12 protein-coding genes are annotated in these 15,899 nt (G+C 42.0%); 7 read left to right on the forward strand and 5 right to left on the reverse strand.

Annotation, left to right across the window (positions count from 1 at the left end):
• Window positions 1-299: 299 nt before the first annotated feature.
• From MKY63_RS23690 to MKY63_RS23700, 3 genes are read right to left on the reverse strand one after another with little or no spacing between them, the layout of a single operon-like run.
• Window positions 300-1,307: an alpha/beta hydrolase gene (locus MKY63_RS23690; protein WP_339809964.1), complete on the reverse strand. Its 1,008-nt coding sequence runs from the start codon at window positions 1,305-1,307 to the stop codon at window positions 300-302.
• Window positions 1,291-1,968, reverse strand: coding sequence for an N-acetyltransferase (locus MKY63_RS23695; protein ID WP_248548777.1), 678 nt, complete (start codon window positions 1,966-1,968; stop codon window positions 1,291-1,293). The genes MKY63_RS23690 and MKY63_RS23695 overlap by 17 nt, the downstream gene beginning before the upstream one ends.
• Window positions 1,965-2,753 carry a MerR family transcriptional regulator gene (locus tag MKY63_RS23700; protein ID WP_339809968.1) on the reverse strand — a complete coding sequence of 263 codons (789 nt, stop codon included), beginning with the start codon at window positions 2,751-2,753 and terminating at the stop codon, window positions 1,965-1,967. Before MKY63_RS23700 ends, MKY63_RS23695 begins: the two co-directional genes overlap by 4 nt.
• Before the next feature lie 177 nt (window positions 2,754-2,930).
• Between MKY63_RS23700 and MKY63_RS23705 the strand changes: the two genes are divergently transcribed.
• Entirely contained in the window at window positions 2,931-3,062 is a 132-nt protein-coding gene (locus MKY63_RS23705; RefSeq protein ID WP_339809971.1) for a hypothetical protein, read from the forward strand.
• A 167-nt stretch (window positions 3,063-3,229) separates the two neighbouring features.
• On the opposite strand, the gene MKY63_RS23710 is transcribed toward MKY63_RS23705, so the two are convergent.
• On the reverse strand, window positions 3,230-3,877 hold the full coding sequence (locus MKY63_RS23710) for a transcriptional regulator (protein WP_339809974.1): 648 nt from the start codon (window positions 3,875-3,877) through the stop codon (window positions 3,230-3,232).
• A 212-nt stretch (window positions 3,878-4,089) separates the two neighbouring features.
• On the opposite strand from MKY63_RS23710, the gene MKY63_RS23715 reads away from it, so the two are divergent.
• The 6 genes from MKY63_RS23715 to MKY63_RS23740 all read left to right on the forward strand — a co-directional run bounded on the left by MKY63_RS23715 (window position 4,090) and on the right by MKY63_RS23740 (window position 14,709).
• A complete protein-coding gene (locus MKY63_RS23715; protein ID WP_339809977.1) occupies window positions 4,090-4,323 on the forward strand; it encodes a hypothetical protein in 234 nt (77 codons plus the stop codon).
• A gap of 475 nt (window positions 4,324-4,798) precedes the next feature.
• The gene (locus MKY63_RS23720) at window positions 4,799-7,909 is read left to right on the forward strand and encodes an ATP-binding protein (protein WP_339809980.1); all 3,111 of its coding nucleotides are present in this window, start codon (window positions 4,799-4,801) and stop codon (window positions 7,907-7,909) included.
• Window positions 7,910-7,912: 3 nt separating this feature from the next.
• Window positions 7,913-9,001 carry a response regulator gene (locus tag MKY63_RS23725; RefSeq protein WP_339809982.1) on the forward strand — a complete coding sequence of 363 codons (1,089 nt, stop codon included), beginning with the start codon at window positions 7,913-7,915 and terminating at the stop codon, window positions 8,999-9,001.
• Window positions 9,002-9,134: 133 nt separating this feature from the next.
• Window positions 9,135-13,541, forward strand: coding sequence for an Ig-like domain-containing protein (locus MKY63_RS23730; RefSeq protein WP_339809984.1), 4,407 nt, complete (start codon window positions 9,135-9,137; stop codon window positions 13,539-13,541).
• A 399-nt stretch (window positions 13,542-13,940) separates the two neighbouring features.
• Window positions 13,941-14,315: a DUF4180 domain-containing protein gene (locus MKY63_RS23735; protein ID WP_076128242.1), complete on the forward strand. Its 375-nt coding sequence runs from the start codon at window positions 13,941-13,943 to the stop codon at window positions 14,313-14,315.
• A 19-nt stretch (window positions 14,316-14,334) separates the two neighbouring features.
• Window positions 14,335-14,709, forward strand: a complete 375-nt coding sequence (locus MKY63_RS23740) for a DUF1801 domain-containing protein (protein ID WP_339809986.1) — start codon at window positions 14,335-14,337, stop codon at window positions 14,707-14,709.
• Between the two features lie 127 nt (window positions 14,710-14,836).
• Here the strand turns inward: MKY63_RS23740 and MKY63_RS23745 are convergent, their stop codons facing one another.
• Complete coding sequence (locus MKY63_RS23745) at window positions 14,837-15,769, reverse strand: helix-turn-helix domain-containing protein (RefSeq protein WP_254857042.1); 933 nt, start codon at window positions 15,767-15,769, stop codon at window positions 14,837-14,839.
• Window positions 15,770-15,899: the final 130 nt, after the last annotated feature.

The following is a 15,899-nucleotide window of genomic DNA, read 5'->3' on the forward strand; positions in this document are numbered from 1 at the left end:
TGCTTAGTTTCTGGAAAAATCAAATCTTTTACATGGGCTTGTGCTGTTGTTAAGTACTTTCCGTGTGGTGGTTACGGACCGTAACGCAGCTATTTCAGCTAATTCGCTCATTTTCCCTGAGTTTCGCACTGCATAGTTCTTAATGAGCTAAAAAAGTGGATCTGAGCAGTGTTTTTGAGTAAATAGCTGCAACTGAGTCCGATAACGTGGCGAAAACGAGGAAATTCAGTAAATAAGGACTATACAGTCCGAACGTAGGGAGTTCAGCTGGCGAGAGTGCATAATGGATGGCAAACAGATTAAAACTGGCTTACAAAGTGAACCAAATCATCTAAATATGGCTCAACAACAATATGTCGTGGAAAAAAGACAGCGGTCAAATATGTTCTAAATGGTGATGAGGCATTCTTTTTTGAGAGCATGGAGTGATCAGCATCAGGAATATAGAAGACGGAGAGTAGGTTTTCAGGAATTTTTTCACGGTAAACACGTTCGGTTTCCTCAACATCTACATTTATATCTTGCCCGCCAAGAACTAAATGGACAGGCGTAGTGAAGTTTTTTAAATCCCCGCTCGCATCAGACTGATAATTTTTAGCGAAAAACCCCCATTTTTCTTTGGAAATTAAATCGTCCGATTGTGCAATTCGCAAGTAACTTTCATACGACGCCTGTTCTTTAAGTAGCAGTAGGATTTTCGCGTTATAATCTTCTCTCTTTTTTATCTCCTGTTCTGAAAAACCTTCTAAAATCATCTCTTGTCTGGTATTGTATTGTCCTTGAGAAATCCATTGAATGGCGGGGGATACAAGAATACTGAAGGCGAGATCAGGCACTTTTTCAACAATCTTAGGAATCACCCAGCCCGCCTGACTTGCTCCCCACAAACCAATAGCTTGAGCATCAATCATAGGTAAGGCTTTAGCCCAGTTAATCGCATATATAGTTTCTTGCGCTCTATCCTCCATGCTTTGTTCTAGCCAGTTCCCTGAGGAACCCCCAATACCCGGTTTGTTAAGAGATAAGGAAGCATATCCGGCAGAGGCGAGCTTTTCCCACAAAGGTTTATATCCATCATCGTAAGTATCATTAACTGGGCCATCCCCATGAACAAAAACTACCAGTCCGACGGTTCCAGAGTAGCTTTTGGGCAGAACTAAGGTTCCTGTTAGTTGACCTTGAGGCGTATCAATTTCAATTTTTTGCTCAGTCATTGAAAAAGAATGTTGCTGTAGTACGAACAGGACCGCTGCAATCAACAACGAAATGGTAATCATCCAGACAGTTAGCTTAATTTTCTTTTTCATTCATTGATCCCCCAGATTGTAGCGATGTTTTTCTTATCATGTAATGCCAAACAGGCTCTTTAAAAAGTAAATGTCTTACCGCGCTATAGTTAGATTTATGGATCTCAAAGTTCAACTGCTGGTACATATTAATGGCTCGTTTATTATTGTTAGCAACATGTAGCGTTAATCTTTCAACCTCAGAATGACTGTTGACAAAATCCGCCGCCCAACCCAGCAACTCTTTGCCAATTCCCTTATTACGGTGACTGGACCGAACAGCCAAATGAGCCACATAACACTCTTTTGCTCTAGGTTGATAATCCAGAAAATATAACCCAAGGATTAACTTACAGACATTTAAGCATCCAAATTTCTTGAATAGCTGCAAAAAGGGAGTCGAATGCAGTGGTTTAATTGATCCTTTTTTAAGGGAGAGCGTATCCTGCCATTTTAAGTAGATAGTGCCAACCACTTCTCCGTTTTCATAAGCGATTATTTGTTTGGATGATAAAGAAGTAGAATCTTGTTCCCAAAGTCTTATAAGTAGATCAGCAATTTCATTGTCCTCGAGAGAGAGGAGAGAGTGAAATTTCCCGTGAAATGCATCTACCAAAAGCCTGCTTACAGCCTCACGATCTTGTTCCTGGTAATGGGCGATGATAACCTCGTTTGTACTCATTTAGTGGTATCATCTAAGGCATGCTCGATTTGAATTTGAAGCTCATAATGAAGCTTGTCGTTGTTAAACATGGATAGGTACGATTTCTCCAAAATGATGATTGGTCCCAATACCATGTAGTGATGCCCATTTAAAAAGTGTTCCAGCTTGGCAATCTCATGATCTACATCCTGATCGTCTGTTACAAAAAATGCTTTATAGAGATAACACCCTTTTTCTAAAACAATGTCAGGGGCGGGAGTGGTTTCAATGGTTTCAAAGCATAAGGTTACTTGTTCAGAATCGTATACATAATGCAAATCTGTTTCAAATAAATGATGGTATTGCGGTCTTTTTTCATATAAACTTCGTGCAGTTATTGTTTCGTTATCCTCTAGCACCAACCACTTTTTCAGATAACGATTGTCCACATGTTTAATTTGATAATCCCCCTTCATGTTGCCATAATCTGCATGCTCTTTTAGTACCTTTTGTATAAATTGTTGCAGCATTATTAATTGGTTTATTTGTGAGTTGATTTTGTTTAACGATTTCTCTAACAGCAGTTGGTAGTCATTCGTTGCGGATTTACTCATACTTTGGTTAATGGTGCTGACAGGGATGTTTAATTTGCGGAGCAACAGGATATGTGCCAATTGATAGATCTCATCGATGCCGTACATCCGGTACTGATTATTGTCTATATAGGATGGAAACAGGATTTCTTTTTCTTCAAAATATCGAATCTGGTGGATAGATACATTCATAAGTTTTGATAGTTCGCCAATTGTAAGGTACGGATTCAAGGGCGGTGCTCCTAACTGTAAGTTATTTGATAAAATAACTATAAACCTTAGGTCAGACCTAAGGTCAAGCGTTGATTAAAATACGGACTAAGCAGAGCACTTTTTTTCTGAATAATGATTAGTAATAGTAATAGATGGTAATGAAAAAGACTTAGATTTTGGGAGGACAATGCGGGGGTGCAACGGATTAGATTCATGATCATTTTTTTGTATGAGCCTTGCTGGTATGACCCTAGAGTTGCCATTACGGACCGTAATGCAGCTATTTTAGCTAATTCGCTCATTTTCCGTGAGTTTCGGACTGCATAGCTCTAAAGAAGCTAAAAAATTGGGTCAAAGCAGTGTTTTTGAGTAAATAGCTGCAACTGAGTCCGATAGCGTGGCGAAAACGAAGATAATTGGGAAATAAGAGCTATACGGTCCGAACGTAACTTTGTTAATCAAACCAAACTAATCAAACCAAACTAATCAAATCATCACATTCTAAGCTGATAGGTTCGATTGCGTACTTTTCCACCGACGATCTCTAGTAGCTGCTGTTCAACTAACTCATGTAAAACACGTCGGGCATGGCGATTAGTGACTCTAAGATGATGGGTGAGTTCAACAGGTGTGAAAGGACGCAGAAGACGTCTTGCGAAACGAAGTGTTTCAGCTTCTAACCAAGTTAATGAAGAGGGCGCGTCTGAAGCCATGAATTTGCCGATGAATGCCAGTACTAGTTGTTGACATAGCTGAGGCTCGTCCGTGATTGAGGGATAGGCGATGGATAGGAAGGTCCAACCGTCTAGCGATAATAAGGAATGGCGTCTACATAAATCTTTGAATCGTCGTACATCAAGATCTCTAGCATGTGGACCGTAGCCTTGAATCTCAATTCCACCCTTTGCTCCACCTGGCATATAGGCCAGATCAAGATAACGATAACCATTGTTGAAATCGCGCACTTTCCATTCGGGGAACAAGTAGTTGAAGTTTCCTACAGCAGGAAACCATACCGCACGCAGAAATTCGACTGTTCCATAGCCCAACCCTTTTGCAAGAAGCTCCTGTCTGCGGGGATTGTTCTCCTTATCCAAGTTGATCTGTAACCATTCCTCTAGTTGCTGTTCGAATCTGGACATTTTGTATATCCTCCTTAAGTAATTTTTTGAAAAAAGAAAAAGCCGCTCCCATACAATTCCTCCTGAGCTAAACCCAGGATAGAGATTGTATAAAAGCGGCGTGTTCTTCACGACCTATAGTTGCTATTATAACGAGTGCTGAGGATTTCTTCAATGAGTTACTGTGTATAAAGATGACGAATTCTAATAGGTTTTAGATGAAGGAAGCTAGCATGGTGAACGAGCTAAATTTGCTGAAGTTAATAGTTACTCTAAAAGCGGATTCTTCCCCTGCGCGGCCGCATGGCTTTTCTAGGACGATCATCATATGCTTACTGATCCGCAAAAATGGATTACGTGCTCTGCGCAATATCATTATTCATTTTCGAACGTTGCGGACCGTATTGCAGCTATTCGTACATTTTCGCTCGTATTCCAAAAGTTACGGACTGCATAGCTCTTATTAGCTGCATATCGACTCAAAAAAGGGTGGTAATGAGCATATAGTTGCAACTGAGTCCGATAGCGTGTCAAAACCCTCATTTTTCAGCAAATAAGGTCTCCTGAGTCCGCATGCGCGCGGCAGATACATTCGAGTTGCCAAAGTAGCACAAGTCGCCCAACTGGTCCTTTAATTTCGTCATTAAACTCATCAAGCTCATACCGTCGTCCTACTCATCAAGCTCATACCGTCGTCCTACTCATCGTGCTCACACCGTCATCCTACTCATCATGGTCATATCAGACCCTCTTTTCATACAAGTCCCGCTTTTTCCGAAAAAAATCCTAATAAAGGCCTATTACTTTGTCGAATTGTGAAGGAAATTAGAAAATTTTATAGAATTATCTATGTTCATCTAAACTTTTTACTCTACATCACGTGTTGCAGGATGGCCCTGGTGATTGCTGCAGCTTTACTCTTCCATAAAAGGGGCCGATACGATGCTCAAAAGGACATTACTTATCTATCTGATTGGTTTAATTTTATTATCTGCGATTCCTCTATCCATTCTTATGGGTCACGATAAACAAGGAAGTCACCTGCAAGTGCAGCATGGAGTCATGGATCTCGCGGCTTGGGATTACGAACAGGATAAGATTATCAAGTTAGATGGTGAATGGGAGTTTTATTGGAACCAGCTATTAACTTCTGAGCATTTTAGGGCGGGTAGCGCAGATATACCTGATTCTACAGCTTGGATGGAGGTGCCCTCCCGGTGGAACGGCAACATCGTTAATGGAAGCCCTTTACCCGCCTTCGGTTCCGCCACCTATCGGATGGTTCTAAAAAACCTGCCTGTAAGCGGGGTATTCGCCTTGAAAAAAACTAATATCCGCTTTTCAAGCAGGATTTTTGTTAATGGACAGTCAGTTATTGAGGATGGTAATCCTGCTGCTAATGAAGCTGATTATCGGTCAGGGAATATCCCGCTGATTGGGCTTTTTTCGTCTGATAAGGGAGATGTAGAAATCATAATTCAAGTCTCCAACTTCGATTATGTAAATGGGGGCATTCCGGTTTCTTTATCCTTTGGTGAGGAAGCAGCAATGATGGAGGTTCAGCAGAAGAGTACGGCCCGTGAATTTAGCACCGTTGCTATTTTAGGCACACTTGCCCTTATCTTTTTTATCTGCTTTGGGGCAGCGTCCTTATACCGTAAGCAGGATTACTCTTTACTTGTATTTGCTACTATTTGTTTGCTGTTTGCGATATATCATGGGTTGATCGGCGAGCGTTCACTCTTACTCTTTTTCCCTAAACTTTCGTTCATAGTGCTCTACAAAGTAAAGGATATAAGCTCCATCTCCTGCTTTATTGTGCTCGCAATATTTTTTTACCAAATGCACAAAAGCATAATATCTTTAAAATTTACTCAAGCCATAACGATTGTTTTAGGCAGCTTTATAATTCTGGTCGCCATCCTGCCGATTCGTTCTTACACGGTCATTTATCCGTATGTGATTATTTTATATGAGCTGATGTTAATTTGGATGTTATGTAGAGTGGCCACCCTGTATATCAGAAGCGCAGAAGTAAATAGAATCAAATTGCTGCTGATGTTTATGGCGATTCTAGCTATTAATCTATATTCCATAGACATTATTTTGTTTGCTCTTTCTATAAAAGAGAACCTTTGGCTCGGGCAGTTTTACATTGTGGCTTTTAATATCATCATGATCGTGCTGATTGTTCTACGTTTTTTTGAAGCCTACCATACCATAGACGAGATGAAAAACCAGCTGATCGGGCTGGATAAAATTAAAGATGAATTCCTTTCCAACACCTCACATGAACTAAAAACACCTCTAAATGCCATAGTGAACATTACAGCTACGCTGCTGGATGGGGTTGAGGGTCCAGTTAATGAAAAACAAGCGCAGAATCTAGCGATCGTAATAGGGAGCGGCAGAAGATTAACACATATGGTAAATGAACTACTTGATTATTCCAAAATGAAGTATGGAGACATCACATTATACAAAAGCAACCTGGATTTGAAAGCCGTTGTTGATTCCGTCATTGGTATTCATTCTTTTTTGCTCGGAGAAAAGTCGATCCTGCTAGTTAACAGAGTCGCTTCGAATTTTCCTATGGTGAATGCAGATGGCAATCGTCTGATTCAAATTTTCCACAACTTGGTTGATAATGCGATTAAATTTACGGAACAGGGTGAAATAGAGATTAGTGCCAGAGTTATTCAGGAGTGGGTGGAAGTACGTGTGGCAGACACAGGTTTGGGTATCTCACCGGATATGCAGGAGCGTATTTTCAAAGCTTTTGAGCAGGTGGATGAGGCGGAGATTCATAGTCATGGTGGAACAGGGCTCGGATTAAGTATTACTAAGAAGCTAGTAGAACTGCACGGTGGGAACATAGCTGTGGAATCTACAGTGGAAAAAGGTTCGGTGTTTATTTTTACACTTCCACGGTGGGATAAAGCGGTTAAGCCAATCTCGAGGCCAACCCTTAAGGCGGCACATTCTTATAAAGAATTAAGTTTCTCCCATGGTAGTTATCCCCTTTATATCAAAGGCGAGATCAATGAGCCCATTTTAGTAGTGGACGATGATTTTGCCAATCTGCAATCTATGATCAATCTGTTTAAGCTAGAGAAATATTCTATTGTGGTTGTCAATCGCGGGCAGATGGCACTTGAGGAGCTAGCGAAAAACACAGACTTTTTTCTGGTGGTACTGGATATTACCATGCCGGACATTTCGGGTTACGAGGTTCTGCAAAAGATTAGAGAGAGATTTACTCCTTTTGAACTGCCTGTGTTAATGCTGACGGCCAAGAACAGGGTGAGCGATATGAAGATGTCCATGGATAACGGTGCAAATGACTATGTGGGAAAACCTTTTGAAGCTGAAGAGCTAATGGCACGTGTTAAAAGTCTGACCCGATTGAGAGCTTCCGTGAAGACTGCCAAAGACGCCGAAATTGCTTTTTTACGATCCCAGATCAAACCTCATTTCTTATACAATGCTCTGAATTCAATTGCTGAACTATGTGTGGAGGAACCTGAGAAGGCCGAAGAGTTGACACTGCAGCTGTCCCAGTATTTGCGAAGCAGCTTTGATTTCAAACAACTGGATTCACTAACGAGTCTGGAGAATGAACTTGAGCTGGTAGAGGCTTATATCAATATTGAAAAAGCACGCTTCGGTGCCAGATTAAATGTGGAATATGATGTGAGAGTGAATACGGATTACCGGATTCCTCCGCTGATTCTACAGCCTTTGGTCGAAAATGCAATAAGGCATGGCCTAATGTCCAATTTGCGGGGTGGCACGGTAATTATATCTGTAAAAGAATTAGAGAATTCGGTGATTAGCTTTATTGTGGAGGATAATGGATCTGGAATGAGTGAGCATAAATTGAAAGAAGTAATGCAGTCAGATGTAGATAAAAGAGGGGTGGGGCTGTGGAATATCAGTCAGCGCATCAAGCTATTATATGGAAAAAATATTCATATTCAAAGTGCTGAAGGATTAGGCACAACGGTATCTTTTGAAATTCCAATACAGCAGCTTAAGCGGATGGGAGGTTGAGGCATGCTGCGAGCGATTATTGTAGATGATGAGGAGTTATCGGTAAAACGCCTGAAGCGGATCTTATCGCAGAGCGGAGAGATTGATGTCTATGAGACGTTTTTGAATCCTGCGGAAGCTTATGCTTTTGCGAAGGCCAATCCGATAGATGTAGCTTTTTTGGATATTTCTATGCCTGAGACGAATGGGATGAAGCTTTCTAGCCTTTTGCATGAATTGGATGAATCGATAGATGTGGTTTTTGTAACCGGATTTGATGAGTATGCGCTGCAGGCTTTTGACCTGAGTGCAGTGGATTATCTTTTGAAGCCTGTAACTGCGGAGCGGTTGTCTAAGACGTTAGAGAAACTCAAAAAAATAAATCGAAATACAACGGCTGAGCCTACGTTAGAAGTTTTTTTATTTAATGGTTTAAAAGTGTACCGCAGAACGCAGAACAGAGAGCTAATCAAGCTGAGAAGTCCAAAAACAGAAGAATTATTTGCTTTTCTGGTTAGTAAAGGGACGGTTAGCCGGGAGGAAATTATCGACACGTTGTGGAGCGGATTGGAGCCTGAAAAAGCGTGGAAGAATCTGAACTCGACGCTGTATTATATTCGAAAAGCAATCGGCGCCAATTATATAAAAGCTAGCAGGAATGAAATTCATGTAGTAGAAAGCAGCATTTATTGTGATCTGTATGAATTTGAGCGATTGTTAAAGCAAATCAGGCAAACCTCTGAAAGACATGTTGAATGGATGATTCAAGCAGAAGTTTTATACACAGGAGCATTACTCAAAGGAAAAGCCTATGAATGGGCCAGTGGCAGGACGCGCAGACTCGAGCATGAATATATAGGATTGCTGGAGCTGGCTGCAAGATTTCATTTGGAGCAGAATCAGCAGCAAGCACTGCACTATTTTGGAGAAATATTAAAATTAGATTCCTTGCGAGAGGACATCTATCATGAAATCATCAACTTATTAATTGAATTAGGGCGAATGAATGAAGCACAGCGGAAATTTGGTCAATTGGAAGAGATGCTGCAGCAAGAGCTTGGAACAACACCCGATCCTAAACTTAAAGCGTTAATGAAACAGAAGTTATTGTAATGGAAGGAACCTTCGAAAGGATGGCTATCGAGGGTTCTTTTTTTGTTTATTTTTTGTTTATCTTAATTTTGTATAATACTCTCGATTATTGTCGAATTAAGGACATGATTTATGCTAGAGGGGGAAATAGAGTTTGAAGCCATCATTTATGAAAATAGGCATTAGTATTTCGTTATGTACTGGACTTGTGGTGCAGGGGGTAGGTCCTATGCAAACTCCAATCATAAGTGCAAAAGCTAGTTTCGGTTGGATCGAGAATAGCCCAGCTATAATAACGTCCATCAATGAAGATGACTATTCCAACGCAGGAGTTGAGGTAGCCAGCTTTTTGACAGGAAAAGTATCGGATCCAGCGTCAACAGGGATTGCTGTAGTAGCTTTAGATAATACCAAAGGGGCCTGGCAGTATTACAACACGGTGGGACGAATTTGGTATAATATCGAGCCGGTGTCGAACAGTAATGCTTTTCTGCTGCTGAAATCGGAGAAAATCCGTTTTGTCCCGGCGAAAGACTGGAACGGAACGGCATCCATTAGCTTTAAGCTATGGGATACAACAGCATCCGGTTATCAAAATTATCAAAAAAATGCGAATACCACAGTATCTGCCGCGTTCAGCTCAGATCCGGGTATAGCCGTAATTACTGTAAATCCAGTGAACGATGCACCTTATCTGACAGAACTAAATGGTGGGGACTATCTTAGTTTTGACGGTAACGGGGATTATGTGACCTTCCCGGATCAACGGATTTATGGGAATTCTTTTACAGTTGAAGGATTTTTGAAGGTAGATGCTTTTCAGACATGGATGAGATTTTTTGAATCATCGATCGCAGAGCAGAACCACAATATTTTTGTAGGTTTTAACGGTAAACGGATGAATTTCACTGCCTACACTAATAAGGGAGATATTAATGTCACTGAGGATTTCCCGATTTCTAAATGGGTTCATGTCGCAATTGTTTATGATCACAGTCAGAAAAAGGGACGGATTTATTGGGATGGTGTACTTAAGGCAGAAGGGGCCATGGATTTAAGTACAGTAGGAAACGTTGCACGTCCGAATAACTGGCTTGGAAAAAGCACGTGGAGACAGGACGGAGATTATAACGGTGGAATGAGAGACGTGAGGTTCTGGAGTAAAGCCAAGACCCAAAGTGATATTGTTCGAGAAATGAATGTCGACTTGACAGGCTCGGAGCCTAATCTGGCTTTAAACTATAAATTAGCGAATAGCAATGATGGGAATGTCGCTATTAATACCTCTGGTCTTCCCCTTAAGAACGGCACAATTACTGGGGCAACCTGGAAGCAGGACACAGGTTTTATGGGGAATACTACAACCGATAAAAACAAGTCGGTCTCACGATCCTTTAAGGTCCTCGATGTGGATGGAGATGACCTACAAGTATCAGCTACTTCCTCGAATACGCTCTTAATTCCGAATAATGGACTGAAAATAAGTGGAAGTGGTGAGCAACGGACTTTAGAAATAACACCCGCAGCGAATGCTTTTGGCACCAGTGTGATTTCTGTTAAGGTAAGTGATGGAGCATTAAGCAACACCTACACTTTTAATGTGACCGTAAACAATACGGGGGATGTAATCGTAACCGGAGTGACCCTGGATAAACCATCACTCAGTTTAACGGAAGGAGAAGCAGGAGACACGCTTAGTGCCGTAATAGCACCTGCTGATGCCACGAACAAAACAGTAAATTGGAGCTCTAGTGATGAGACTATTGCAACCGTTGTAAACGGGGTGGTAACTCCAGTTGGCGTTGGAACAGCGATCATCACGGTAACGACTACTGATGGAAGTTTTACTGCTTCGTCTGTAGTAAATGTGAGTGCCCCAATCCCGCCCGTTGTGGACGTAACTGGAGTGAAGCTAGATCAGGAAACACTGGATTTAACAGCTGGTGAAGCTGATGGACTCCTCAAAGCAACAATAGAGCCTGCCAATGCAACGGATAAAGACGTGATCTGGAGCTCGAGTGATGAGACAGTTGCGACCGTTGTGAACGGTGTGGTAACTCCGGTTGGTGAGGGGACAGCAGTTATTACGGTAACGACCAAAGATGGAAGTTTTACAGCTACAACCACAGTTAGTGTGAGTGCTCCAATCCCGCCGGTTGTGGACGTAACTGGAGTGAAGCTAGATCAGGAAACACTGAATTTAACAGCTGGTGAAGCTGATGGAATTCTAAAAGCAACAATAGAGCCTGCCAATGCAACGGATAAAGACGTGATCTGGAGCTCGAGCGATGAAACAGTCGCGACCGTTGTGAACGGAGTAATAACTCCGGTTGGAGAGGGTACAGCGGTTATTACGGTAACGACGAAAGATGGAAGTTTTACAGCTTCGTCTGTAGTAAATGTGAGTGCTCCAATCCCGCCGGTTGTGGACGTAACTGGAGTGAAGTTAGATCAGGAAACACTGAATTTAACAGCTGGTGAAGCTGATGGAATTCTAAAAGCAACAATAGAGCCTGCGAATGCAACAGATAAAGACGTGATCTGGAGCTCGAGCGATGAAACTGTAGCGACCGTAGTGAACGGAGTAGTAACTCCGGTTGGAGAGGGTACAGCGGTTATCAAGGTAACGACCAAAGATGGAAGTTTTACAGCTACAACCACAGTTAATGTAGCCGCTCCTAAGCCACCTGACGTTATCGTAACTGGGGTGACTTTAGACCAGACAGAACTTAACTTAACGGTGGGTGAAGGCGAGGGAACTCTACAAGCGACAGTAGCTCCTGCTAATGCAACAAATAAAGGTGTGATCTGGAGCTCGAGCGATGAGACAGTAGCTAAGGTTGTTTATGGAGTAGTAACTCCGATTGGTGAAGGAACAGCCATCATAACGGTAACGACGAAAGATGGTAGTTATACGGCTTCTACAACCGTTACTGTGAAGGCACCTGTTAAACCAGTTACAGCACCTGGAATTCCAACATCCGTAACTGCAACTGCAGAGAATGGTCAAGCAATCATCACCTTTATCCCGCCGGTGAACGATGGAGGCAGCGAAATCACAGGATATATTGTAACTGCTAATCCGGGAGGTTTGACGGTTACAGGAACTGGAAGTCCTCTGACAATCAGTGGTTTGACGAATGGAACAAGCTATACCTTCACGGTACAGGCAATCAATAAAGCTGGCATCAGCGAATTCTCTGCTGAGTCCAATGCAGTTGTTCCTAGCACTCCATCTGGTGGTGATGTTGTTGTTCCGTCGCAACCAACCCCATCACCAACCCCATCACCAACTCCGGCACCTGTGGTAAATGCTGCTTCCATTCTAATCAATGGTAAAGCTGAAACAGTGGGAACCGCAACGAATGGTAAACGGAATGAGCAAACGTTAATCACTATTGTGTTAGATCAGAAGAAGCTAGAGGACAAGCTCGCCACTGAAGGTAAAGGTACAGTAGTTTCTATCGGTGCAAATAGTAAATCTGATGTTATAGTTGGCGAATTAAATGGACAAATGGTTAAAAATATGCAGGGTAATCAAGCGATTCTTGAGATTAAAGCGGGAAATGCGACATTTACACTGCCTGCTCAACAAATTAATATTGACGCTTTGAACGAGCAAATCGGCAAGTCGGTAGCTTTGCAAGATATTAAGATACAGATTGAAATTAGTGCTCCTACAGCCGATAAAGTTAAAGCTTTAGAAGCAGCTGCGCAAAAAGGATCCTTCTCATTAGTTTCCGCGCCAGTTAATTTTACGGCTAGAGGTATCTACGGAGATAAGAGTATTGAACTTTCCCAATTCAATACGTATGTTAAACGTACCATAGCCATTCCTGAAGGGATGGACCCGAACAAGATTACAACTGGAGTGTACGTTGATTCCGAAGGTTCGGTACACCATGTTCCTACTAAAGTGGTTGTAATTGATGGCAAATATTTTGCTACTATCAATAGCTTAAGCGGAGGTACTTACTCCGTAATCTGGCATCCGCTTGAATTTAGTGATGTAGCTAATCACTGGGCAAAAGAGGCAGTGAACGATATGGGCTCCCGATTAGTCATTGAGGGAACAGGTAGTGGTCAATTTACTCCGGATCAAGCCATTACCCGTGCAGAGTTTGCGGCGATTGTTGTACGCGGTCTGGGACTTGAGATGGAACAAGCTGCAACACCATTCTCAGATGTAAAGACCACGGATTGGTATAACAGTGCGATCAACACGGCATTTACTTATCAATTAATCAATGGTTTTGAAGATGGCATGTTCCGCCCTGATGAACATATTACCCGTGAACAAGCGATGTTAATTATTGCTAAAGCGATGAAAATTACAGCGCTACAGACTAAGCTTTCTGTTCAATCGGCTGACGTTTTGTTAGCTCCATTTACAGATAGTAGTAAGGTTTCTAACTGGGCAATCAGTGGAGTTACTGACACTTTGCAGGCAGGCATTATCATGGGAAGAAGCAGTAAAGGGCTTGCTCCGAAAGATGATATGACCAGAGCTGAGGTTGCAGAGATCGTGAAGCGGCTACTTGAAAAGTCGGATTTAATCTAATCTACTGAGCTCCAGAATTGTGATCATTAGAGGATTCGTTCAAAGAACATTGAACGAGTCCTCTTTTCTTTTTATGGCTTAGCTCGTTTATACGATAATTAATCATTAATGATGTATTTCAGACAGCATAATCAGGCTATGCAGAATGGCTGAAAGAAATCCTGAAAGCTCATCCGCACCTTGCGAATATGGAGAATAATATATTCGATAGTGATGGTTATACTTCCTTACATTCTGCTGCTTTTCATACGGATAATGTAGAACTAATAGAGTTGTAAATCGAACATGGCGCCGACATTTCTGCTAAAATAAAAAGTGGTGAATCTGCATGGTCGGTTGCGATTAAGCAGAGTAATCATAATGTTGCAGAAATTCTTCGCGGAAAAGGAGTAGTCTTGAATGAAAATCACAGTGGATGATAAGAATGATTCAACGGTAGCTATAATCTCTGGTGAGGAGATCATAATCAATAATGTAAGGGATGCCTTAGACTTAATGATGAATGTGAAATACCAAGGATGCGATAAAATGCTTCTGAGGAAGGAACAGATTACGGATGATTTTTTCGAGCTAAAGTCTGGAGTTGCTGGTGAGATTGCACAAAAATATACAAACTATCAGATGAGAGTTGCTATCGTAGGAGAATTTACAAGCTATAACAGCAAAAGTCTGAATGATTTTATTTACGAATGCAATCAAGGCGATAAAATGTTGTTCAAAAGTACTGAAGCTGAGGCTTTAGCGGCCCTACATTTATGCAAATCGTGGAGATGATCCAGAGAGGAGTTATATCATGGATGAAAGTAAAATCACATATGAATCGATCAATGCCTATATTTCCGGGTTTTCGCTTGAGGTTCAGGAAATCCTTAATACGTTAAGAAAGGTGATAAAAGAGGCGGCACCGGAAGCAGAGGAAAAAATAAGCTATCAGATGCCTACTTTTGCATTACACGGAAATTTGGTGCATTTCGCTGCTTATCCCAAGCATATTGGATTCTATCCAACTCCAAGTGGAATTAATGCTTTTAAAGATGAATTATCAGGCTATAAAGGTGCTAAAGGTTCCGTTCAATTCCCTATTGATAAGCCTATGCCTTATGAATTAATTAGCAAGATTGTAACCTTCAGAGTCGCTGAGAATCTAAAAAAAGTTGAAGCAAAATAAGGTCTCTACTGGTATGAAATAGAGAGGTCCATCTGGTCAGGGCTGGAAGTGTGCATCCATTGTTGATGTTCTTCTTGATGCTGGTGAACATTGGATCCACTTCCGAGGCACTCCTGCCTCTTTTTCCTCATTTCGGACGTCGTACAAACGCCAGTATGATATCCTGGGCATAGTCCCCGAACCCACTTCCGAACAGATTTAGTCCTCGTTTATTGAGTGCATCCTCCCGAATTTCAAAACGTACACGAATAGGTTCATTAAACGCCAGCTTTAAAGAGCTGATTGTAGTGGAAGATGAGAAAGAACCATTACAGCTGCTGCCCGATTCCGAGACACTCCATGTAGTAAGAGCTCCATATTCAGTTCCACTTCTCCAACGTTCAGGGGTCAGTTTCCCTTTGCGGTTCCCGAAATCGGAGGGACAGGTCCAAGTCCCGACTAACTGGTCATTGATGGATAAGCTGATATCACTGGCCCAATCCTCTCGAAATGAAGGGGCTTCTGAGCATACTTCTGCCGAAATGCGGATTTCGTCCAACTCGACGCCTGGAGGCAGGGGGTTGGCAAAATAGTATTCGACATAACCGGCTTCTGCGAACCATAAGAGAGAGGCATCGACTCGTTCAGGCATGTAGAATGCTCTTGGATCATCCTGGGAGCCAATGACGCCACCATCTTTTCCGGCCATCCCGCAGGACGGTTGTATGGAGCAGTGGGAGAACATTCCGATGGGCATATGTATTTCCTCAGTTTGATGCAGCCCATCCCCTAGCTTTGAAGGGAGATCGAGTTGAATAGAGCGACAGGTGACCGCACAGATTTTTTCGCGATTTGCACCTTGTGTAGACGAGATAAGATTAACCTGTTCTAACGTCTGCACATTGATAGATATCGTTGGCTGAGCTACACCTAACGTCTCAGCTAATTGACTGACACTCATAGGCTTCTCTCCAAGGGCTTCAAGAATGCGGACGCGAACGTCACCAGACAGTGCTTTAGCTACATCTAAAATGCGTGACGCGGGATAACGTATCGTTTCTTGTGAAATATCATTCATCATATTTGTTCCTTTTCGTATAGGATGGGTTGAGGTTATTGTACAATGAAGAACGAGTATTGTAAAATCATAATAAACATTGCGAAAAACATATACTGGTGCTAAAATGGGCTCAACTTCTTATTTTGAAAGG

Origin of the sequence: Paenibacillus sp. FSL R7-0189, assembly GCF_037969925.1 — a bacterium.
Classification (GTDB): Bacteria; Bacillota; Bacilli; order Paenibacillales; family Paenibacillaceae; genus Paenibacillus_AQ; species Paenibacillus_AQ odorifer.